21 protein-coding genes are annotated in these 20,316 nt (G+C 69.2%); 11 read left to right on the forward strand and 10 right to left on the reverse strand.

Annotation, left to right across the window (positions count from 1 at the left end):
- Positions 1 to 19 precede the first annotated feature (19 nt).
- From pgm to ACWELJ_RS00650, 4 genes are read right to left on the reverse strand one after another with little or no spacing between them, the layout of a single operon-like run.
- Positions 20 to 1,660, reverse strand: coding sequence for a phosphoglucomutase (alpha-D-glucose-1,6-bisphosphate-dependent) (gene pgm, locus ACWELJ_RS00635; RefSeq protein WP_452364055.1), 1,641 nt, complete (start codon positions 1,658 to 1,660; stop codon positions 20 to 22).
- A gap of 47 nt (positions 1,661 to 1,707) precedes the next feature.
- The gene (crcB, locus tag ACWELJ_RS00640) at positions 1,708 to 2,070 is read right to left on the reverse strand and encodes a fluoride efflux transporter CrcB (RefSeq protein ID WP_452364056.1); all 363 of its coding nucleotides are present in this window, start codon (positions 2,068 to 2,070) and stop codon (positions 1,708 to 1,710) included.
- Complete coding sequence (locus tag ACWELJ_RS00645) at positions 2,067 to 2,426, reverse strand: DUF190 domain-containing protein (protein WP_452364057.1); 360 nt, start codon at positions 2,424 to 2,426, stop codon at positions 2,067 to 2,069. Before ACWELJ_RS00645 ends, crcB begins: the two co-directional genes overlap by 4 nt.
- Positions 2,423 to 2,851, reverse strand: a complete 429-nt coding sequence (locus tag ACWELJ_RS00650) for a fluoride efflux transporter FluC (protein WP_452364058.1) — start codon at positions 2,849 to 2,851, stop codon at positions 2,423 to 2,425. The genes ACWELJ_RS00645 and ACWELJ_RS00650 overlap by 4 nt, the downstream gene beginning before the upstream one ends.
- Positions 2,852 to 2,986: 135 nt before the next feature.
- Here ACWELJ_RS00650 and ACWELJ_RS00655 point away from each other — a divergent pair, with 135 nt between their 5' ends.
- Complete coding sequence (locus ACWELJ_RS00655; protein WP_452364077.1) at positions 2,987 to 4,180, forward strand: lipase family protein; 1,194 nt, start codon at positions 2,987 to 2,989, stop codon at positions 4,178 to 4,180.
- 110 nt (positions 4,181 to 4,290) lie between these two features.
- On the opposite strand, the gene ACWELJ_RS00660 is transcribed toward ACWELJ_RS00655, so the two are convergent.
- On the reverse strand, positions 4,291 to 5,799 hold the full coding sequence (locus tag ACWELJ_RS00660) for an MFS transporter (protein ID WP_452364059.1): 1,509 nt from the start codon (positions 5,797 to 5,799) through the stop codon (positions 4,291 to 4,293).
- Between the two features lie 117 nt (positions 5,800 to 5,916).
- On the opposite strand from ACWELJ_RS00660, the gene ACWELJ_RS00665 reads away from it, so the two are divergent.
- The 7 genes from ACWELJ_RS00665 to ACWELJ_RS00695 all read left to right on the forward strand — a co-directional run bounded on the left by ACWELJ_RS00665 (position 5,917) and on the right by ACWELJ_RS00695 (position 12,534).
- Complete coding sequence (locus ACWELJ_RS00665; protein ID WP_452364060.1) at positions 5,917 to 6,591, forward strand: TetR/AcrR family transcriptional regulator; 675 nt, start codon at positions 5,917 to 5,919, stop codon at positions 6,589 to 6,591.
- Positions 6,592 to 6,624: 33 nt separating this feature from the next.
- The gene (locus ACWELJ_RS00670; RefSeq protein ID WP_452364061.1) at positions 6,625 to 7,923 is read left to right on the forward strand and encodes a D-arabinono-1,4-lactone oxidase; all 1,299 of its coding nucleotides are present in this window, start codon (positions 6,625 to 6,627) and stop codon (positions 7,921 to 7,923) included.
- A gap of 89 nt (positions 7,924 to 8,012) precedes the next feature.
- Positions 8,013 to 8,249, forward strand: coding sequence for a hypothetical protein (locus ACWELJ_RS00675; RefSeq protein WP_452364062.1), 237 nt, complete (start codon positions 8,013 to 8,015; stop codon positions 8,247 to 8,249).
- 10 nt (positions 8,250 to 8,259) lie between these two features.
- Complete coding sequence (locus ACWELJ_RS00680; protein ID WP_452364063.1) at positions 8,260 to 8,646, forward strand: hypothetical protein; 387 nt, start codon at positions 8,260 to 8,262, stop codon at positions 8,644 to 8,646.
- Between the two features lie 103 nt (positions 8,647 to 8,749).
- Entirely contained in the window at positions 8,750 to 10,330 is a 1,581-nt protein-coding gene (locus ACWELJ_RS00685; RefSeq protein ID WP_452364064.1) for a BCCT family transporter, read from the forward strand.
- A 160-nt stretch (positions 10,331 to 10,490) separates the two neighbouring features.
- Positions 10,491 to 10,883, forward strand: coding sequence for a large conductance mechanosensitive channel protein MscL (gene mscL / locus ACWELJ_RS00690; protein ID WP_452364078.1), 393 nt, complete (start codon positions 10,491 to 10,493; stop codon positions 10,881 to 10,883).
- 100 nt (positions 10,884 to 10,983) lie between these two features.
- Positions 10,984 to 12,534, forward strand: coding sequence for an MFS transporter (locus ACWELJ_RS00695; protein ID WP_452364065.1), 1,551 nt, complete (start codon positions 10,984 to 10,986; stop codon positions 12,532 to 12,534).
- A gap of 26 nt (positions 12,535 to 12,560) precedes the next feature.
- Here ACWELJ_RS00695 and ACWELJ_RS00700 read toward each other — a convergent pair whose 3' ends face one another.
- The 4 genes from ACWELJ_RS00700 to ACWELJ_RS00715 all read right to left on the reverse strand — a co-directional run bounded on the left by ACWELJ_RS00700 (position 12,561) and on the right by ACWELJ_RS00715 (position 16,361).
- The gene (locus ACWELJ_RS00700; RefSeq protein WP_452364066.1) at positions 12,561 to 13,205 is read right to left on the reverse strand and encodes a sigma-70 family RNA polymerase sigma factor; all 645 of its coding nucleotides are present in this window, start codon (positions 13,203 to 13,205) and stop codon (positions 12,561 to 12,563) included.
- Between the two features lie 218 nt (positions 13,206 to 13,423).
- Entirely contained in the window at positions 13,424 to 14,134 is a 711-nt protein-coding gene (locus ACWELJ_RS00705) for a GAF and ANTAR domain-containing protein (protein ID WP_452364067.1), read from the reverse strand.
- Positions 14,135 to 14,247: 113 nt separating this feature from the next.
- Positions 14,248 to 14,934 (reverse strand): GAF and ANTAR domain-containing protein, encoded by a 687-nt coding sequence (locus ACWELJ_RS00710; protein WP_452364068.1) that lies wholly within the window; start codon positions 14,932 to 14,934, stop codon positions 14,248 to 14,250.
- Positions 14,935 to 15,032: 98 nt separating this feature from the next.
- Positions 15,033 to 16,361 carry a DUF3533 domain-containing protein gene (locus ACWELJ_RS00715; protein ID WP_452364069.1) on the reverse strand — a complete coding sequence of 443 codons (1,329 nt, stop codon included), beginning with the start codon at positions 16,359 to 16,361 and terminating at the stop codon, positions 15,033 to 15,035.
- A gap of 101 nt (positions 16,362 to 16,462) precedes the next feature.
- Between ACWELJ_RS00715 and ACWELJ_RS00720 the strand changes: the two genes are divergently transcribed.
- The 3 genes from ACWELJ_RS00720 to ACWELJ_RS00730 all read left to right on the forward strand — a co-directional run bounded on the left by ACWELJ_RS00720 (position 16,463) and on the right by ACWELJ_RS00730 (position 19,020).
- Positions 16,463 to 17,083 carry a TetR/AcrR family transcriptional regulator gene (locus tag ACWELJ_RS00720; protein WP_452364070.1) on the forward strand — a complete coding sequence of 207 codons (621 nt, stop codon included), beginning with the start codon at positions 16,463 to 16,465 and terminating at the stop codon, positions 17,081 to 17,083.
- A 110-nt stretch (positions 17,084 to 17,193) separates the two neighbouring features.
- On the forward strand, positions 17,194 to 17,793 hold the full coding sequence (locus ACWELJ_RS00725) for a TetR/AcrR family transcriptional regulator (protein ID WP_452364071.1): 600 nt from the start codon (positions 17,194 to 17,196) through the stop codon (positions 17,791 to 17,793).
- 39 nt (positions 17,794 to 17,832) lie between these two features.
- On the forward strand, positions 17,833 to 19,020 hold the full coding sequence (locus tag ACWELJ_RS00730) for a DUF4132 domain-containing protein (protein ID WP_452364072.1): 1,188 nt from the start codon (positions 17,833 to 17,835) through the stop codon (positions 19,018 to 19,020).
- Here ACWELJ_RS00730 and ACWELJ_RS00735 read toward each other — a convergent pair.
- On the reverse strand, positions 18,996 to 20,316 hold a 1,321-nt coding region (locus ACWELJ_RS00735), incomplete at its 5' end, for an FAD-binding protein (protein WP_452364073.1). The genes ACWELJ_RS00730 and ACWELJ_RS00735 overlap by 25 nt on opposite strands.

Below are 20,316 nucleotides of genomic sequence, written 5' to 3' on the forward strand. Positions count from 1 at the left end.
CACCCGGCCGAACGCCGTACTACTCACCGGACAACGCGTGTCCGACGATCTCCTCCGCGGCCGCCTGCACCTGCACGAGGTGCTCGGGGCCCTCGAAGGATTCGGCGTAGATCTTGTACTTGTCCTCGGTCCCCGAGGGCCGGGCCGCGAACCACGCGTTCTCGGTGGTGATCTTGAGCCCGCCCAGGGCCGCCCCGTTGCCGCGGGCGCGGGTCTGGATGCCGGTGATGGGTTCGCCGGCGATTTCGGTCGCGGTGATCATGTCCGGCGTCAACGCCGCGAGGCGGGTCTTCTGTTCCGCGGTGGCGGTGGCGTCGACGCGGGCGTAGGCGGGTGAGCCGTAGCGCTTCTCGAGTTCGGTGTAGCGGGTGGAGGGGCTCTGCCCGGTGACGGCGGTGATCTCCGCGGCCAGCAGGGCGAGCAGGATGCCGTCCTTGTCGGTGGTCCAGACGGTGCCGTCCATGCGCAGGAACGAGGCGCCCGCGGACTCCTCACCGCCGAAAGCGAGGCTGCCGCTGAACAATCCGGGCACGAACCATTTGAACCCGACCGGCACCTCGTACACGTCGCGACCCAGCACGCCGACCACACGGTCGATCATGGAGGACGTCACCACGGTCTTGCCGATCTTGGTCAGGGCGTCCCAGCCCATCCGGTTGGCGATCATGTATTCGATCGCCACCGCCAGGTAATGGTTCGGATTCATCAGTCCCGCATCGGGAGTCACGATCCCGTGCCGGTCCGCGTCCGCGTCGTTGCCGGTGGAGATGTCGTAATCGTCGCGAATCGCCACGAGCGAGGCCATGGCGTAGCGCGAGGACGGATCCATCCGGATCCGCCCGTCGGCGTCCAATGTCATGAACCGCCAGGTCGGGTCGACGAACGGGTTCACCACCTCGAGCTCGAGGTCGTAGCGCTGCCCGATCTCCTCCCAGTAATCCACCGACGCCCCACCCATGGGGTCCGCGCCCAGCCGAATCCCGGCGCCGCGAATGGCGTCCAGATTCAGCACGTTGGGTAGGTCCGAGATGTAGCGGTCCAGATAGTCGTAGCGCTCCACGTTGGTGGCCAGCGCGTGCGCCAGCGAGGTGCGCTTGACCTCGGCGAGCCCCGTGCGCAGCAGCTCGTTGGCGCGCGCGGCGATGGCGTCGGTGGCGATGGTGTCGGCCGGGCCGCCGTGCGGCGGGTTGTATTTGAAGCCGCCGTCGCGGGGCGGATTGTGCGAGGGCGTGACCACGATGCCGTCGGCCTGATGCCGGGTGCCGCCGCGGTTGTGCCGCAGCACGGCGTGGCTCAAAGCCGGTGTCGGCGTGTACCTGTCGCGGGCATCGATGACCGCGGTGACATCGTTGGCGGCGAGCACCTCCAGGGCGGTTGTCCAGGCGGGCTCGGACAGCGCGTGCGTGTCCCGGGCCAGGTACACCGGTCCGGTGATGCCCCGCGAGGCCCGGTATTCCACGATGGCCTGGGTGATGGCCAGGATGTGCGCCTCGTTGAACGCGCAGTCCAGGCTGGATCCGCGATGCCCGGAGGTGCCGAAGGAGACCAGCTGCGCGGGATCGGCCGGATCCGGGATCCGGCTGTAGTAGGCGGTCACCAGGTGCGCGATGTCCTCGAGGTCCGTGGCCCGTGCCGGTCGCCCAGCTCGATCATGGGCCATGCTCGCACCTCCCTTCCGTATCGCCTGCGCCCGGCTGGTCATCAGGATCACGGCCGTACCCACTGCCCGAATCGGACACCGAGGTAGACCGCGGCCAGGCTCGCGCCGACGCCGATCACGACGTTCGCCACCGCATAGCTGTACGCGCCCTCCTCGGCCAGTCGAACCGTTTCGTATCCGAACGTACTGAACGTGGTCAGCGCGCCGCAGCAGCCCGTTCCCACGGCCGCGAAGAGCCAATGGTTTGCTCCCGCACCGATCAACGCGCCGAGTACGGCCGAACCGCCCATGTTCACCGTCAGTGTGCCCAGTGGGAGAACACTATCGAATCGAAGGGCCAACGCGCGATCCACCAGATATCGGGCGGGCGCCCCGACGACCGCGCCGACCATCACCAGCACCGCGGTCACCGCCGCACCCCGTCGAAGACGTCGACGGGCGAGAGCGCCACGGTCAGCGAATCCAGCAGGTCCGCATTGGTTTCCACGAAAGCGCGCAACCGGTCGGTGTCGTCGATGATCATCACCATCACCGGCAGCCGCTCGGCCAGATCGAGCAGTCGGGTGGTGTGGATCTGGGAGGACACCCCGTACCCCTCGACGCCGCGCCACACGCTCGCCCCGGCCAATCCGGCATCCCGGGCACGCCGCACGATCTCGTGATAGCGGGGCCGATGCCGATAGGTGTCGTCCTCGCCGAGCAGCACCGTCAGCCGCGACGCCGGTATCCACCGCCGGACCGCGTCGGTGTCGGACTCCGTGCTCATCGTCCTGCCCCCAATCGTCGCGCCGTTCCCGATATCCATCGTGTCGCACCCACGCCCAGCACGACCGCGATCAGCCCGGTCACCACCGTCCCCCCGAGGTACCCGAGCCCGTAGCCGATTCGGCCCGATTCGAGCAGTGTACGAACTTCCGCGGCGAAGGTGGACATGGTGGTGAATCCGCCCAGCACACCGACGCCCAGGAACGGCCGCAGCAGCCGGTGCGCCGCCCAGATCTCGGTGATGCAGACCATGAGTACCCCGATGAGCGCACAACCGATCACGTTGACCGCCAAGGTGTGCCACGGCATCGGGCCGCGCTGCGGCAGCCACACGCTCATTCCGTAACGCGCCACCGCCCCGACCGCGCCGCCCAGGGCGATGACGCCCAGCAGGGCGACGTCGACGCCCGCGGTATTCGCCGCCATCACCCTCCCGTCGATTCGCGTGCACAATCGCTGCTGTCTGGCGTGTTGCTGAGCCCGAACAACAGCCCGGAACTGCGAGGATAGTGCGGCTTGCCCGGTGTTGTCCCATCGGCCTCGAGGAGAGCCAAGTTGGCGGTGCGCCAGTCGATCAGAAAGATGCTGGTCCAGACCTTCGGAATCGCCGCGGCCCTGGTGGCCGTCGTGGCGGCCGCGCCCGCGGCGCACGCCGGGGCGATCTTCCCCGTCCGTGATCCGGACGGGTTCTACTACGCCGCAGGGAATCTCGACGCCGTCGGAAACGGCGACGTGCTGAACTCCCGCCAGGTGCCCGTGCACCCGTTCCCCGGGGCGACGGTGTGGCAGATCCTGTTCCGGTCCACCAATTCCACCGGCGCGCCGATCGCCGCGGTGACCACGCTGATCTCCCCCGGCCCCGGGCCGCGACCGCTGCTGTCGTATCAGCCGTTCGTGAATTCCCTGGGCCTGCAATGCGCGCCGTCGCACAGCCTGTTCGACGGCAGCATGAAGGAGGCGTCGGCGTTCCCGCTGCTCCTGGCCAAGGGCTGGGCGATCGCGGTGCCCGATCACCTCGGACCCGACAGCGCCTACGGCGCGGCCCGCATGGGCGGCCAGATCACCCTGGACGGGATTCGCGCGGTGCAGCGGTTCGCGCCCGCGGGGCTGGGCGTCGGACCGGTCGGCCTGGCCGGATACTCCGGCGGCGCGATGGCCACCGGATTCGCGGCCGCCATCGCCCCCGACTACGCGCCCGAGCTGCCGATCGTCGGCGTCGCTACCGGTGGCGTACCGGTCAATCCTGGCAAAATGGCCATACAGGCCGGTAATACGCCGCAGTCGCTGTTCGGACTCGGCTTCGCGGTCGCCACCGGGATGGAACGCGAGTACCCCGGCGAGATGCAGCTCGACAGCTCACTCACGCCCTACGGCTTCTGGATGCGCGACCGGATCGCCAATTCCTGTGTGGACGACATCATTTCCGTCGGCGCCGACCACAGCATGGGCGAAGTCTTCAACCCGGGCAAGGAGAACGATCCGGCACTGATCCGCACCCTGCACGAGAACGCGCTCGAGATCGTGCCCGAGCTGATCCACCAGCCGCTCTACGAATGGCACGGCGGCAACGACCAAGTGCCGCTGGATCTGGCCCAGCGCACCGCGGGCCGCTACTGCGCCGCCGGGACGCCGGTCCAGTTCGACGTCATCCCGGGCGCGGACCACGGCGCCGCCATCTTCCCCGGCACGGTCAACGCCATGAACTACCTGTCCGACCGGTTCGCGGGCCTGGCCCCGCCCTCCAACTGCCGCTGATCGCGGTGGGAAGAAAACGAAGCGGCCCCGCTCGGATCGGCGAGCGGGGCCGCTTCCCTGACCGGACCACGGTGTCCAGGGGTTCCCATCTCAGTGGGCGGGTTCGAATCTCAGTGCGCGAGAACGGGTTCGCCCTCGGCCGGGACCGGTACCTTGTTCGGCATGATCAGCCCGGTGACCACCGCGCCGACCACGAAGATCGCGGCGGCCCACCAGAAGGTGGTGGTGTAGCTCTGCACCGCCGCCTCGGCCAACACCCGCGGCGACGGCGGAACGTGCCCGGCCACATAGTCGTTGAACGAGGTCGCGGCCAGCGTGCTCAGCAGCGCGGTGCCGATCGAGCCGCCCACCTGCTGGCTGGTGTTCACCATGGCCGAGGCGACGCCGGCGTCGGCGTGCTCCACGCCCGCGGTCGCGCCGCTGAACGCGGTGGACATCGCCATACCCAGGCCCAGGCCCATCAGCAGCAGGCTCGGCAGGATGTGGCTCGCGTAGCCGGTGTCCACGCCGATCCGGGTCAGCAGCGCCATTCCCAGTGTGGCGAGCAGGAATCCGGTCACCACGGTCACCTTCGGACCCACCCGCGGGATGAGCAGCGCGGGCACCGTGGTGGAGGCGGCGACCATGCCCGCGACCATCGGCAGGAAGGCCACGCCGGTGCGGATCGGCGAGTACCCCAGCTGCTGCTGCATGTAGTAGGTGAGGAACAGGAACATGGCGAACATGCCGATGCCGATGGTGAACACGGCGACGTAGGACGCGCCGCGGGTGCGGTCCAGCACCACGCGCAGCGGCAGCAGCGGGTGCGCGACACGCTGTTCCAGCCACACGAACACGCCCAGCAGCGCGACGCCGCCGATCAGGAAGGCCAGGGTGACGCCGTTGGTCCAGCCGTCGGATTCGGCGTGCGAGAAGCCGTAGACGATGCCGAACAGAGCGGCGGTCACGGTCACCGTGCCGGGCAGGTCCAGCTTGGGACGGGTGGTGGCGGTGTGCTTGGCCAGCAGCAGTACCGCGCCGACCAGCGCGACGGCCGCGAAGACCAGGTTCACGTACATCACCCAGCGCCACGAGGCCCATTCGGTGAGCGCGCCGCCCAGCAGCAGGCCGAGTGCGCCGCCCGCGCCGGCGATGGCGCCGAAGATGCCGAAAGCCTTTGCGCGCTCGGCGGGTTCGGTGAAGGTGACGGTCAGCAGCGAGAGCGCGGCGGGCGCGAGCAGTGCGGCGAACACGCCCTGCGCCACGCGGGAGCCGACCAGCACCTCGAAGTTGCCGGCCGCGCCGCCGACCGCGGAGGCGACCGCGAAGCCGACCAGGCCGGTGATGAAGGTGGTACGGCGGCCGAACAGATCGGAGAGCCGTCCGCCGAGCAGCAGCAGCGAGCCGAAGGCCAGCGCGTAGCCGGTGATGACCCACTGCCGGTCGCCGTTGGAGAAGCCGAGATCGGCCTGCGCGTGCGGGAGCGCGATGTTCACGACGGTCGCGTCGAGCACGACCATCAGCTGGGCGACGCCGAGTACGGCGAGCACCCACCAGCGCAGGGCGTGCGAACCGCGCCGTCCTGCCTTGTCCTCGGTCACAGCCGGGGCTGTGACGTCTTTCTCGAGCGCTGTCGTCATGGTTGGTGTCCTCGTCCCCTAGACTTAGTGGAGAAACCATCTCCGCTTACCGATCAAGCTACCAGCTAAACGGAGATAACTCCTCCGGATAATCCCGATTGCTGATAGGATTAGCCTGTGAATCACGTCACCACCGCGCCCCCACCTCGGCGTCTGCGCGCGGACGCCGCCCGCAATCAGCAGCGCATCATCGCGGCCGCCCGCGAGCTGTTCGCCGATCGCGGGCTGGACGTCACCCTCGACGATGTGGCCGAGCGGGCAGGCGTCGGCGTCGGCACGGTCTACCGCCGCTTCGCCAACAAGCAGGAGCTCATCTCCGAGGTCTTCGACCAGATGGTCACCGAACTGGCCGAGGCCGTGAACGTGGCGCTGCACCACCCGGATCCCTGGGAGGGCCTGACCGACCTGTTCGAGTACTCCTGCCGCCATGTCGCCGCCAACCGGGGCTTCAGTGAGGTGATCCTCGAACTGCACGACAGCATGGATCGCTTCGTGTGCATGAAGGATCAGATCCGGCCCGGCATGCAGGCGGTCATCGCGCGCGCCAAGGACGCGGGTGTGCTGCAGCCCGATATCGAACCGGCCGATTTCTTCGCCATGGTGAACATGGTCGACGGCATCGCGGGCTTCGCGCGGCCGGTCAATCCCGAAGTATGGGAGCGCTACATGGCGGTGATCCTCAATGGCGTGCGCGGCGACAGCGTGCCCCGCCTGCCGCTCACGCAGCCCCCGCTCTCCGAGGACGAGGTCGAGCGCGCGAAGGCGGCCGCCTTCAACCCGCGCAAACGGTAGCGCGCATCACAGTCGCGGTTTAAAGTTGGTCGCATGACCAACTCTTGGGTGAACTGGGCCGGGGATCAGAGCTGTACCCCGGCGTCCATCGCCGAACCGAGCTCGCCCGAGGACGTCGCGGCAGTACTCGCTCAGGCCGAAGCGAACGGCCACACCGTCCGGGTCGCCGGATCCGGACACTCCTTCACCGAGACCGTGCTCACCGACGGCACGCTCCTGCGGCTGAACCAGCTCGACAAGATCCTGCACGTGGACCGCGCCACCGGCCTGGTCCGCGCCGAGGCCGGCATCACCCTCAACGCGGCCAGCAACGCGCTGCACCCGCTGGGCCTGGCCTTCCCCAATCTCGGCGACATCGACGTGCAGTCGATCGCGGGCGCCACCGCGACCGGTACCCACGGGACCGGATCCAAGCTGCAGAACCTCTCCGCCGCACTGCATTCGGTGGAGCTCATGCTGGCCGACGGCAGCCGGGTCGAGCTCAACGAGCAGACCGATCCCGACGGCTGGCGCGCCGCGCGCGTGAATGTCGGTGCGCTGGGCGTGGTCACGGCGGTCACGCTGCAGATGGTGCCGTCGTTCGTGCTCGAGGGCATCGAGCGGCCGGTCCCGGTCGAGGACGTGCTGGCCGATCTGGACAGCTTCGTCGAGGGCAACGAGCATTTCGAGTTCTACATGTTCGCCCACAGCCCGCTGGCCATGACCAAGCGCAACAACCGGGTCGAGCTGCCCGAACAACCGCGCGGCAAAGCCGTGGACTGGTTCTCCGACATCCTCATGACCAACTACACCTTCGACGCGCTGTGCCGGCTCACCCGGTGGCGCCCGAGCCTGATCCCGATGGTCCAGCGCAGCGCCGCCTACGCGGGCAGCTACCGCCGCCAGGTCGAACGCTCCTACCGGGTCTTCGCCAGCCCCCGGCTGTTCCGCTTCACCGAGATGGAATACGCCATCCCGCGCGAACATTCGGCCGACGCCATCCGCGAGATCAAGGAGGTGGCCAAGCATTTCGACACCCCGATGCCGATCGAGGTGCGCTGGGTCGCCCCCGACGACGCGTTCCTGTCCCCCGCCGGGGGACGCGAGACCTGCTACATCGCGGTGCACCAGTACCAGGGCATGAACTACGAACCGTATTTCCGCGCCTGCGAACGCGTTTTCGACCGCTACAACGGCCGCCCGCACTGGGGTAAGCGGCACTTCCAGACCGCCGAGACGCTGCGCGAGCGCTACCCGGACTGGGACCGCTTCGCCGACGTGCGCCGCCGCTTCGACCCCAAGGGCCGGTTCACCAACGCCTACATCGAACGCGTCCTGGGCCCGGTGAACTGAGTACCCACGAGCGTAGGACAAACCGACTAGTATCGGTTGCTGAAAGATCGCTGCTCATCCGGGCGTGACCACCCACGTAGGAGGTTCCGATGACTTCTTTCAGCGACAGCAACGACGCCGCCGGGAAGGCCGAGGGCGCGGCCCAGAATCTGGGCGACAAAGCGCAGGAGGCCTTCCAAGGCGGAGCCGAAGACGCCAGGGAATGGGTCGAGAAGGCGGGCGACGAGGTCAAGGAGTGGGCCGAGAAGGCCGGTGACGAAGTCAAGGAGTGGGCGGGCGGCTTGACCGACAAGGTCAAGGGGATGTTCGACCGCGGATCGAAGTAAGGATCCGACAATGCCGAAAAATGACGATTCCGGCGACGGCGCTTCGAAGTTCGAGGACACCACCGAACGCCTGGCCGACGATTTGCGCACCACCGCCGATGATCTGACCACCGATCTCGGCGTCACCGCCGCCGACCTGCGGGAGCGGGCGGGAGCGGCCACCGGGCAGCTGGCCGAACGGGCCAGCGGCGCCGCCGCCGAACTGGCCGATCGGGCACAGACCGCGGCCGCCGACCTGGCCGACATGGCGAAGGCCTTCGCCGACAAGATCACTCCCGAGGACTTCCAGTCCACCCTGGAACAGGTGCGGGCCAACCTCGACCACGCCGCACAGGACGTGCTGGCCGCGGTCAACGAGATCGTCACCGCGCTGAAGAACAGGGCTGGCGGAAAGTAGTTCAGCCAACCCCGGTTCCGGGCCGCACGGCCCGGAACCGGGGTTGTTCGCATGTGTTCGGCAGGTAGATCGCAGCAGACGACGACCGCAGGGGGCACCCCACGTGAGCACGACCGGCCAGACCTCGACCGAGACCGTTCCGGCCCATCATCGAGTGGCGGTGGCCCCCAGGGTGTTCTGGCCCGCCGCCATCGTGGTGACCGCCTTCACCGTGTACGCCATCGTCTTCCGCGACACCGCGGCCCGGCAGGCGAAAGCGCTGCAGGACAATGTGATCGGCGGCTTCGGCTGGTACTACATCGTGATCGTGAGCCTGTTCGTGGTGTTCGCGATCTGGCTGGGGCTGGGCCGGTTCGGCGACATCACCCTGGGCGAGGACGGCGAGAAGGCCGAATACTCCATCGGCGCTTGGCTTTCCATGCTGTTCGCGGCGGGCATGGGCATCGGCCTGGTGTTCTGGGGTGTGGCCGAGCCACTGTTCCACTACGAGGACCCGCGCCCCGGGGTCGGGTCCACCCCGGCACAGCGCGCGGATTCGGCCATGGTGCAGACGTTCCTGCACTGGGGCATCCACCCGTGGGCCATCTACGTGGTGGTGGGACTGGCCATCGCGTACTCGATCCACCGCAAGGGCCGGCCGGTGTCGATCCGCTGGTCGCTGGAATCGATCGCGGGCGACAAGGTCCGGGGCTGGCGCGGGGATGTCATCGACGTGGTGGCGGTGATCGGCACCGTCTTCGGTGTGGCGACCTCGCTGGGACTGGGCGTGCTGCAGATCTCGGCCGGGCTGAATCACCAGGGCTGGCTGCACGAACCGGGCAAGGGCTTGCAGGTGACGCTGGTCGTGGCGGTCACCGCGCTGGCCACGGTGTCGGTGGTGACCGGGGTGGACAAGGGCATCAAGCTGCTGTCCCAGCTCAATATGGGCGTGGCGGGCGCGCTGATGCTGTTCGTGCTGATCGTCGGGCCGACGCTGTTCATCGTCGACGATCTGGTGCAGAACCTGGGCCAGTACCTGCAGTCGCTGCCCCGGATCAGCATGTACACCGGCGCGACCGAGGGGCCCACGGGGACGGCCTGGACCCAGCAGTGGACCGTCTTCTACTGGGGCTGGTGGATTTCCTGGGCGCCGTTCGTGGGCGTGTTCATCGCGCGCATCTCGCGCGGGCGCACGGTGCGGGAGTTCGTGGCCGGGGTGCTGCTGGTGCCGACGCTGCTGACCTTCGCGTGGTTCGCGGTGTTCGGCGGGGCGGGCCTGCACCGCGAGATGTTCGGCGGCGGCGGGCTGGTCGGTCCGGACGGGCCCGATCGCGACAGCGCGCTGTTCGAGTTGCTCAACACCCTGCCCGGCGGCGCCATCACCTCCGGTCTGGCGATCCTGGTGATCGTGCTGTTCTTCGTCACCTCCGCGGATTCGGGGGCGCTGGTGGTGAACATGCTGTCCTCGGGCGGCAATCCGGAGCCGCCGACCTGGAGCCGCGCGTTCTGGACCACCGCGCAGGGTGCGGTGGCGGCGGCGCTGCTGGTGGCCAGCGGCACCGGCACGGCCGCGCTGACCACATTGCAGACGGTGGCGATCCTGATCGCGCTGCCGTTCAGCGTGGTGCTGCTGGCCATGTGCGTGGCGCTGGTGAAGACCTTCCGGGCCGACCGAGCGAGCTCGAAGGCCGACCGCGGGAGCTGATCCGGCCCCTCCGGTTTGCCGAATGTGTGCCAGCACCCTTAGAGCGACCGGAGTGATGCGCGTCAAGGGGGGTGTGCCGTGTGCACGCCACAGCCCGACCAGCATTTAAACTCCGATCCGGAACATAACGAAAACGTCTCGGATGGGAACTGCGCGCATCATGCTCAAAGGCTTCAAAGACTTCCTGATGAGGGGCAATGTCATCGATCTCGCGGTGGCGGTGGTCATGGGCACGGCCTTCACCGCGATCGTCACCTCGGTGACCAAGGGCGTGCTCGAGCCGCTGCTCGCCACCCTCGGCGGCAACAAGGAGTTCGGTCTGGGCTTCCAGCTGCTCGCCGACAAGCCGGCCACCTTCGTCGCCCTCGGGCCGATCATCAGCGCGGGCATCAACTTCCTGTGCGTGGCGGCGGTGCTCTACTTCGTGCTCATCCTGCCGATGAACACCATCAAGAGCCGGTTCGCGAAGGCCGAGGCGGAGAAGGTCGCCACCGAGCTGGAGCTGCTCACCGAGATCCGCGACCTGCTCGCCAAGCAGAACGCCGGCCGCTAGTTCCGCATTGTCGGGCCACGGTGCCGCCGAGCGCCTCGACTAGGCTTAGCCAGGTTGTTGCCAACATCCGGACACAGGTCTAGTCGAGGAGGCGGGAACCGTGGGCCGCATTCCACCCCGGGAACAGTCGCGCGATCTGGCGGACCCGGTGCGGCCCGCGCCGGCGAGCCGGTGGGCCATGCTCGCCGTGCTCTGCGCGAGCCTGCTGCTGGTGGCCATGGACGCGACCATCCTCAATGTCGCGCTGCCCTCGCTCATCGATCACATGTCGCCCACCCCGATGGAGCAGCTGTGGATCGTCGACCTCTACGGCCTGGTGCTGGGCGGCCTGCTGATCACCTGCGGCGCGATCAGCGACCGGTTCGGCCGGAAACGGCTGTTCCTGCTCGGCTTCCTGCTCTTCGGCGCCGCCTCGGTGATCGCGGCGACCGCGCACTCCCCCGCTCAGCTCATCGCGGGCCGGGCGCTGCTGGGTGTCGGCGGGGCCATGGTGATGCCCTCCACGCTCTCGCTGATCCGCAATATCTTCACCGATGACAAGGAACGCACCCTCGCCATCGGCATCTGGGCCTCGGTGGCCGGTGGTGGCGCGGCCATCGGCCCGCTGGTCGGCGGTCACCTGGTGGAGGCGTTCGGCTGGTCGGCGGCCTTCTGGCTGAATGTGCCCGTCGTGCTGCTCACGGTGGCGGCGGGACTGTGGCTGCTGCCGGAGTATCGCTCCCCGCAGCAGGGCCGTCTGGATTGGGTCGGCGCGCTGCTGTCGGTGCTGGGCATCGTGGCCCTGGCGTGGGGCATCAAGCATGTGGCCAAGGGCGATCCGGCCCCGATCGATCTGATCATCATGGTGGCGTCGGTGATCCTGCTGGGGCTGTTCGCCTACCGGCAGTCGAAGTCGCCCGACCCGCTGCTGGATGTGCGGTTGTTCCGCAATCGCGCCTTCACCGCCGCCGCGCTCGCCACCCTGCTCGCCATGCTGGCCATCGGCGCGGCCCTGTTCCTGATCTCGTTGTGGCTCCAGTACATTCACGGCTACACGCCGTCGGAGGCCGGTGTGCGCACCCTGCCCGCCGCCCTGGCCACCCTGTTCGGTTCGCTGGCCACCCCCTGGCTCATGCAGCGCCTGGGCGTGCGCGCGCTGATGGGGTTCGGATTGGGCGCGCTGGCAGCGGGTTTCGCGGTGCTGGCCGCCGTTCCCGACACCACCTACCCGATCGTGGCCGTGGTGCTGCTGTGCCTGGGCATCGGTGACGGCATCGCGATCACCACCGCCGCCGCGGTGCTGGTGGCCTCGGTGCCGGCCGAGCGCGCCGGGCAGGCGGGCGCGGTCGAGGAGACCAATTACGAGCTGGGCATCGGCCTGGGCGTGGCGCTGCTGGGCAGCATCCACGGCCGGCTGTTCACCGGGCATATGACCGGGCTGCCGCTGCACGGCGACGATCTGGCCGAGGCCCAGGGGTCGGTGGGCGGCGCGGCCCACGTCGCCGAGCGGATCGGCGGACCCACCGGCGACGAGGTGCTGCACATCGCCCAGCACGCCTACGACGCGGCGCTCACCACCACCTCCTGGATCTCCACGGGACTGGTGGGCGCGGTCGCGGTGCTCACCGTGGTGCTGGTTCCGCGCGGCTTCACGGCGACCGCCGCGCACTGATACCCCGCTCCGGGGGACGTATCCGGTTATGCCAGTGCGACTTTCAGCTGTGCGAGTCCGGAGCGGATGCGGGCCTTCACGGCGGGCAGGCCGATCCCCAGCCGGTCCGCGACCTGCGGGTAGGTGAGCCCGCCGTAGAAGGCCAGCACCAGCGATTCGCGTTGATTGGGGGTGAGGGTGGACAGGCCGTGGCGGATGGCGCGCTGCTCGTGGCGGCGCAGGATCTCCTCGGCCACCACATCGGTGGCGGGGCGGTATTCGCCGACGCCGAAGCGGTGCTCGTGGCCCGCCGTGGTGCATTCGCGCCGCACCCGGTCCACGGCCTGATGGTGGGCCAGGGTGGTGAGCCAGGTCAGCGCATTGCCGCGGTTCGGGTCGAAGTTCGGGGCGCTGCGCCAAACCTGCAGGTAGACCTCGTGACAGGTTTCCTCGGCGTATCCGATGTCGCGCAGGACGTTCAGGACGCGGGAGTAGACGAGGCCGCGGGTGCGGCGGTAGAGCTCCTCGTAGGCGGCGCGGTCGCGCTCGGCGATGCGGCGGACGAGGGTGTCGAATTCGCCGCCGCGCCGGGTGCGGCGGGCCGGGCTGGTCGAGGGTCGGACGGGGTGGGCCGATGGCGGACGGACTGCCGGGTGGGCAGCGGAACGGTGTGGTGCACGTGAGGTATTCACGATTGCCCCCAGGTCGACGAAGCGAGCGGATCGACGGTGTCCGGATGCGGAGATGTCGAAACGAGCCGTCGAGGACTGGGACGGCCAGCGCGGAAACCAGCCGGGGACAGGGGCTTTCGGTTCCGCCAACTGCTCAGGCTACGCCCCGGTGGCCGATGCCTGCACAGATCGGATTAACCGGACACCATCCCGGCAAACCCGGCCGAACCGGGCGCGGGTCAGATCCGCAGGCCCAGGGCGACGATGCCGTGCGCGACCGCGTGCACCGTGACCCGGTGGCGGCGGGCGTGCGCGCGGATCAGTTCGAAGGCGGCGTCGGGGGTGGTGCGGTGGGCGTGGGCGAGCACGCCCTTGGCCTGTTCCACCACGATGCGGGTGGTGAGCGCGCGCTGGAGCTGCTCGGTCACCCGCTGGTGGCGGTGCACCAGATTGGCGGTGACGATATGCCCGGCGGCCATGCCCGCCAGCAGCGTGGCCACCGACAGGTCCTGCCCGGTCCAGTGCCGCACCTCGCGGGAGTACAGGCTCAGCACGCCGGCTTCGGTGGCGTCCAGGCGCATGGGGACGGCGGCGACCGAGGCGATCCGGTGCTGCCCGGCCAGGCTGGTGTACTCCGGCCACAGGTCGCCGTAGCTGCCGATATCGGTGACGGTCACCGGCGCTCCGCAGGCGTGGGCGACCACTCCGGGTCCGCGGTCGTGGTCGCGCTGGCAGACCTCGAGATCGAGCAGGTCCTCGGGAATTCCGGTGAAGAGTTCGGACCGGTCGCCTGGTGGCTGGGTGGACAGCGCCACGGTCACCCCACCCGGTTCCAGCACATCCATGGCGCTGCGCATCAATTCGTCCAGGATCTGGGGCGGTTCGTTCTCGGCCGGTAGCAGCCGCGCGAACCTGGCCAGCACCGTTACCAGCAACTCACTGTCGGACACCGCATTCACCCCGCATCGGCGAACGCCGGGCGCTCGCCACGAAAGTACTCCTGTGCCGCTCTTGCCGTCAGCCCATGGTATTTGCCGGGCGGGGTGCCGCGGAACAGTTGCGCTCATTCGGCTTCGATCCGAATGCTGCGCTCCACCACCCGCCGGGCCACCTCCACCAGCGACAGTCCGTGGGTGAAGGCGTATCCGCGCAGGCGGGCGTAGGCGTCGGGGATCTCGATGCCGAGCCGCGCGCTGGTCATGCCGGCCGCCTGATGAATCCACCGGCTGGACAATGGCTGCGCCCACTGGCGGGCGTCGTCGCCGGTGGCCAGCACCAGGCTGGCGGTCACCAGATCGGCGATGTGCAGCGCCGCCGACAGCAGCCGCGGCCCGGGCCGCCCGACGGATTCCCGATACAGGTCCACCGCGCCGAGCCGAATCGCGCCCAGCCGCAAGGGCACCGCGAACAGCGAGCCCGACACCGGCGCGGCCGAGAGGGCTTCGGCGAAGCCGGGCCAGTGCTCGCAGTCGGCGCTCAGATCGGTGACCACCACCGGCACCCCGTCGGCCACGGCCGTGACCGCCGGCCCCTCCCCCGCCGTGGCCTGCGCCCGCTCCACCCGTTCGGCGAATTCGTCACTGGCACACCAGGGTTGCATGCCCGCGTCGCGTTCCTCGAGCACGATGGCGGCGCGGCGCACGGGTAACACCCGCACGCACGCGGCGCATACCGCGTTCAATCCGCCGCCCGCGTCGCGCACGGCGCGCAGGAACTGTCCCGTCAGCTGATCGAACTGCGACGAAGCCATCACCATCGAACCGCCCCACAATCATCGCCCGGCGATGAGTTATTCGGTGCCCGAGGCCAGTATCACCGTCACAGCTCGACAACGAACAGGGCCGAAAGTCACTGTGGGTCAGCGCCGATGGCGACCGCGACCGGGCGGTGCGGTACGCCGAGCCGGTACAGGCCGCGCAGGTCGTACAGGTGCGTGGCGACCGCGCCGAGCACCAGACCGAAGGCCAGCCCGAACAGCGTCATCCAGATGCCGGTGCCGAGACCGGCCTCGAGGTGGCCGTCGAAGAACAGGATGGCGCGCACCGACAGATAGATCTGATGCATGGGCTCGAAGCTCGACAGCGAGGCGATCCAGCGCGGAATCGCCTCCACCGGAATCGAACCCGACGACGAGGGCAGGCCCAGCACCACGAACACGATCATATTGATCAGCAGGCCCATGGTGCCGAAGGCGGCCAGCACCGACAGCCCGGTGACCGCCACCGCGATGATGGCCAGCGTGCCGTAGAGGAACAGCGGCAGCGGTTCGTCGATGGGCATGCCGAAGATCCGCGCGATGCCCATGAACATGCCGGACAGGAAGGGCGCGGTGATCGCGGCGATGGCCCACTTCACCAGCAGCGTGCGCCATCGGCTGATCGAGGCCGGCTCGGGGGCGCGGAACCACGGACCGTATTCGGCCGGGACGTAACCGAGCACGTTGTCGATCATGGAGTGGATGATCATCGCGCCGCTGAAGCCCGCGAACAGCAGGACCAGGGTGTAGAAGAACGCCGACAGGCCCTGCCCGGTGCCCGCGGGGAGCGGACGGTAGGGGCTGGTGACCACGTCGATCGGCTTGGCCAGCTGCAGCCGGGCCGCGCCGGACAATTCGGTGGCGGGCGCGCCCGCCTGCGGGGCGAGCTTGGCCTTCACCTGATCGGTGAGCTGCGCGCCGACCGTCGAATTGACCTGTGCCATGGCCCGATCGGCGATGCGCTGGGTGATCGAGGACGCGTAGGTGCCCGCGCGCGGATTGGTCTGCACGGTGATGACCGGCCGTTCCACATCCCCGGGCACCACCGAGGCGGCGGCGAGGATCGAGAGCCGTTTGGTGAAGTCGCCGGGAATGATGATGGCGCCGTAGACCTGGCCGTTGCTCAACTGCTGGCGGGCCTCGCCGATGCCGACCACCCGCAGGTCGATCTTGTCGGCGGGAATCTGCGCGCTGAGCGCGTCGGCGATCTGGTCGCCGACATTGACGGTGCGGCCGTCCATCACGTCGCCCACGTCCTGGTTGACCAGGGCGACCGGGAAGTCGTGCAGGTTCTTCTCCGGATCGGAGGTGTAGCCGAGGTACATGGTGCCGATCAGGGCCGCGAGCAGGCCGAGCACCACCATCGGGCCGATCCACCCGCGCAGCGGCACGGCACGCCGGACCGGGTTCTCATTCGCCATGCGCACGAATGTAGGCAGCGACAACAAAGTAGTCAACGCCAACATCCCCGAGTGTGTCCGATATCCTGCTCTCACCATGAGCATCACCAAGCGCTGTCACTATGAGCATCGCGAAGCGTAGGGCCCGGGAGGTGGTCGAGCGCGCCCGTTCCTACCACCACGGGGACCTGCGCGCCGAACTTCTCCGCCGCGCCGAGGAGACGCTGCGCGGCGGCGGCATCGAACGCCTGTCGCTGCGGCAGCTGGCCCGCGACACCGGGGTCAGTCACGCCGCGCCCGCCCGGCACTTCCGCGACAAACAGGCGCTGCTGGACGCGTTGACGGTCGCCGGATTCGAGCGGCTCGGCGCGGGATTCGAGAAGGCGGCCGCCGCGGGCACCTTCCTGGAACGCCTGCGCGCCATGGCCCACACCTATCTGCGCTTCGCCATCGACAACCCGGAACTGCTGGCGCTCATGTTCGCCCGCAAGAACAGTCCCACCCCGGCCATCGGGGAGGCCGCGGCCCGCGCGTTCACCGTGCCGATCGAGATGGTCACCGACGCGCAGGCGCGCGGGGAGGTGGTGCCGGGCGAGCCGCGGCGAATCTGCCTGTCGGCGGTGGCGGCGCTGCAAGGGCTGGCCGCGATCCTCGGATCGGGCCTGGTCGACGCCGCGGAGGCGGACGGACTGTTCGACGAGATGGTCACCCACATGCTCGACGGTTTGCGCCCCCGACGCTGAGATCGCGCCGCCGCCCCCGAAATCAGTGGCCTCCGCACCCGTAACCTTTCAGGCGTGACGATCGAGAAACGACAGTGACGATCGAAGGCAGGCAGTACGGCGGACGCGCCGTGACCGAACGAAAAGCCGAGCGCCGGCAGCGTTTCCTCGACGCGGCCATCCGAATCTTCGGCGAGCGCGGCTACGCCAACTGTTCGCTGGCCGATGTGTGTGCCGCGGCCGGGCTGTCCAAACGCCAGTTCTACGAGGAATTCCAGACCCGCGAGGACGTGCTGGTCGCCGCCTACGACCAGATCCAGGACCAGTCCGCGGCCGCCCTGGCCACCGCGTTGAGCGCCATGGGCCCCGACCCCGACCCGACCGAGACCGTGACCCAGGCCCTCTCGGCCTTCCTCGATTCCATCGGCTCCGACCCGTTCCGCGCCAAGGTGGCCTTCGTCGAGGTCGTCGGCGTCAGCGAGCGCATGGAACAACACCGCCGCGCACGCCGCCACCTGTGGGGCGACACCCTCCGCCTGGCCGTCCAACCCCTGGCCGGCGACACCGCCACCCTCCGCGGCGCCCCCGAACTCGCCACCAGCGCCCTCATCGGCGCGATCAACGGCCTCGCCCACGAATGGCTGCTGTCGGACCCGCGCCCGCCGGTCCGATCCCTGGTGGAAGTCCTGGTCCCCATGACGGTCGCCCTGATCGCCCGCGACACGGACTAACCGCCGCGCGGAAGTCCCGGCGGGCGCGGGGATCTGTCGGTGCTGGGCGGCAAGATCTCCGGTATGACCGACGAGGAGCGGCGGTGGGCCGATCCGCGGGCGACCGAGGCTGTGCGCAAGCTGTTGCGACGGCATCGGGGGGCGGTGGAGACGGTGCTGACGGCCGCGCGGGTGGATGGGCTGCATCAACTCGCCGATGCCGCAGCGGGATACGTGGCGGCGCCGGAGCGGCCGGGGACAGCGATGGGGGCCGCGGTGGCGTTCGCGATCGCGCAGTACACGGCGGTCGCCTATCGCACGGGGGTGCGGCGGGAGCAGGAATTCATCGATCGGTTCATCGACAGCTGGATGGTCGAATTCGGGCATGCGTTCACGAGCGAGGTCGCGGAGGCACGAGCGGGGGTGCGGGTGGAGGAACCCGATCCGCGGGCGGGGCGAATGACGGCGTGGCTGCGGGTGATCGAGCCCGGCGAGGATGTCGAGCCGGCGGCCGAGGCGCTGCGGGGGCGGGTGCGGGAACGGCTGGGGAGCGCGCCCGAGGGGGCGGCACGGGTGGCGCTGGAACCGAAATCGGTGACGACCGATCAGATTCGGCGGCTCGAGGCGGCCATGGTGGATGGCCGGCGCTGGCGGGCGGACGCGCATCGGCGGTTGGTGCTCGAGGATCCCGCGCTCGGGCAGGCCGCACGGCTGCTGGTGTGGGGGGTCTTCGATGCCCGCGGCGAGGTGACGGGGGCGTTCCGAGTGGACGAGGAGCGCGCGCTGCGCAATCTCGACGGCGCGCCGGTCGAACTGGCGGACCAAGCGTTGGTGGGTGTGGCTCACCCGATCCAGCTCGGCGAGACGCTCGGCGCCTGGCGGGACCTGTTCGACGACAATCGGTTACGGCAACCGTTCGAGCAGCTGGAACGGCCGATCAACCTGCTCACCGCGGAGGACGCGGAGTCGAATCGCCTGTCCCGCTTCACCGATCAGCCGATTCGCACGGATCGGGTGTTCGGTCTGCAACAGCTGGGCTGGCAGGTGTCGCGGGAGGTTCTCACCCGCCGGTTCGGACCGGTTCGGGAGGTGATCGTCGCGCTGGATCCCGGGCTCGAAGGCGGTTTTCGCGATGAGCCCGAGTTGCAGCGGATGCTGTCGGTGGAGCTCCGGGGCGGCACGTTCGGCGCACTCGATGCCGTGACCGCCTCGGAGTTGATCCGTCAGCTGGAGCGGCTGGCGGCGTGACGTCCGGCGCGGCGGCCGAAGAACGAGCCCGCGCCGAGCTGGGTGCCGCTGGAGTAGCCCTTGCCGTCCTGGGCCAGGGTGGAGGCGGTCGCGCCCGCCGCGTACAGGCCGGGGATGGGTGATCCGTTGTCGCGCAGCACCTCCGAGTCGACCGAGGTGCGCAGCCCGCCGAGGGTGAAGCCCGCGTAGAGCGCTTTGCCCAGGGTCAGGTCGAAGGCCGCCCACGGCCCCCGGTCCTGCGGTTGCAGCCATTCGGCGGCCTTGTGGAAGTCCGGATCCTCGCCGCGGGCCGCGTTCTCGTTGTACCGGTCGAGCGTGGATCGCAGTGTCTCGGCGGGGATTCCGAGCGCCGCGGCCATCTCGTCCACGGTCTCCCAGCCGTCGATGAACGGCGCGAGCGGGAACATGGGCCGTTCCATGTGCTCGGAGTCGACGATCAGGTACGCGACCGCGCCGGGCTGATCGAGCACGTACGCGGAGGTGCGCGCGTGGTAGGAGTCCTCGGCGACGAACCGTTCGCCCTTGTGGTTCACCACGATTCCGGTGAGCAGCTTCGACGGCGGATACACCGGCGCGGTCACGAACGCCTGATCCATCATGCGGGTCACGCCGCCTGCCGACACTCCGAGCCGGATGCCCAGTCCGTCGTCGAACGGGGTCCCAAGCACGAACGGCTTCTCGGTCAGCCACGGCACGTGCTCGGCCACCATGTCGGTGTTCATGACGAAGCCGCCGGCGGCCAGCACCACCGACTTCGCTCGCACCGCACCGGTTCTCCCGAGGTTCTTCCACTCCACGCCGACGACCGCGCCGTCCGCGCCGGTGATCAGATTGGTCACGCCGGTCTCGTAGCGCACCTCGACGCCGAGCGCGGCGGCCCGCTTCACCAGCAGGTCGATGATCATCGCCGCGCCCTGGGTGTCGCCGGGCACCGGGACCTTGTGCCCGCGGGGCGCGGGAACGGCCTGTTCCCGGTAGGGCCACACCTTCTCGTTGCCGGTGTACATCAAGCCCTGCGTGCCCGGCTGGATGACCGCTTTCTCCGGGTAGTAGCTGCGCTCGAACTCGAACCCGAGGCTCTCCAGCCAGTCGAAGTGCTCGACGCTGCCCTCGCAGTAGGCGCGAATCTTCTCCGGTTCCGGATCCCGCGCCACCGACAGCAGGTATTTGTACATCTCCTCGGCCGAGTCCTCGTGCCCGGTCGCCCGCTGCACCGCGGTGCCGCCGCCCAGGTAGAAGTGCCCGCCCGCGAGCGCGGTGGTGCCGCCCGCGACCCCGGCGCGTTCCAGCACCAGC

The organism is Nocardia sp. NPDC004582 (assembly GCF_053602115.1).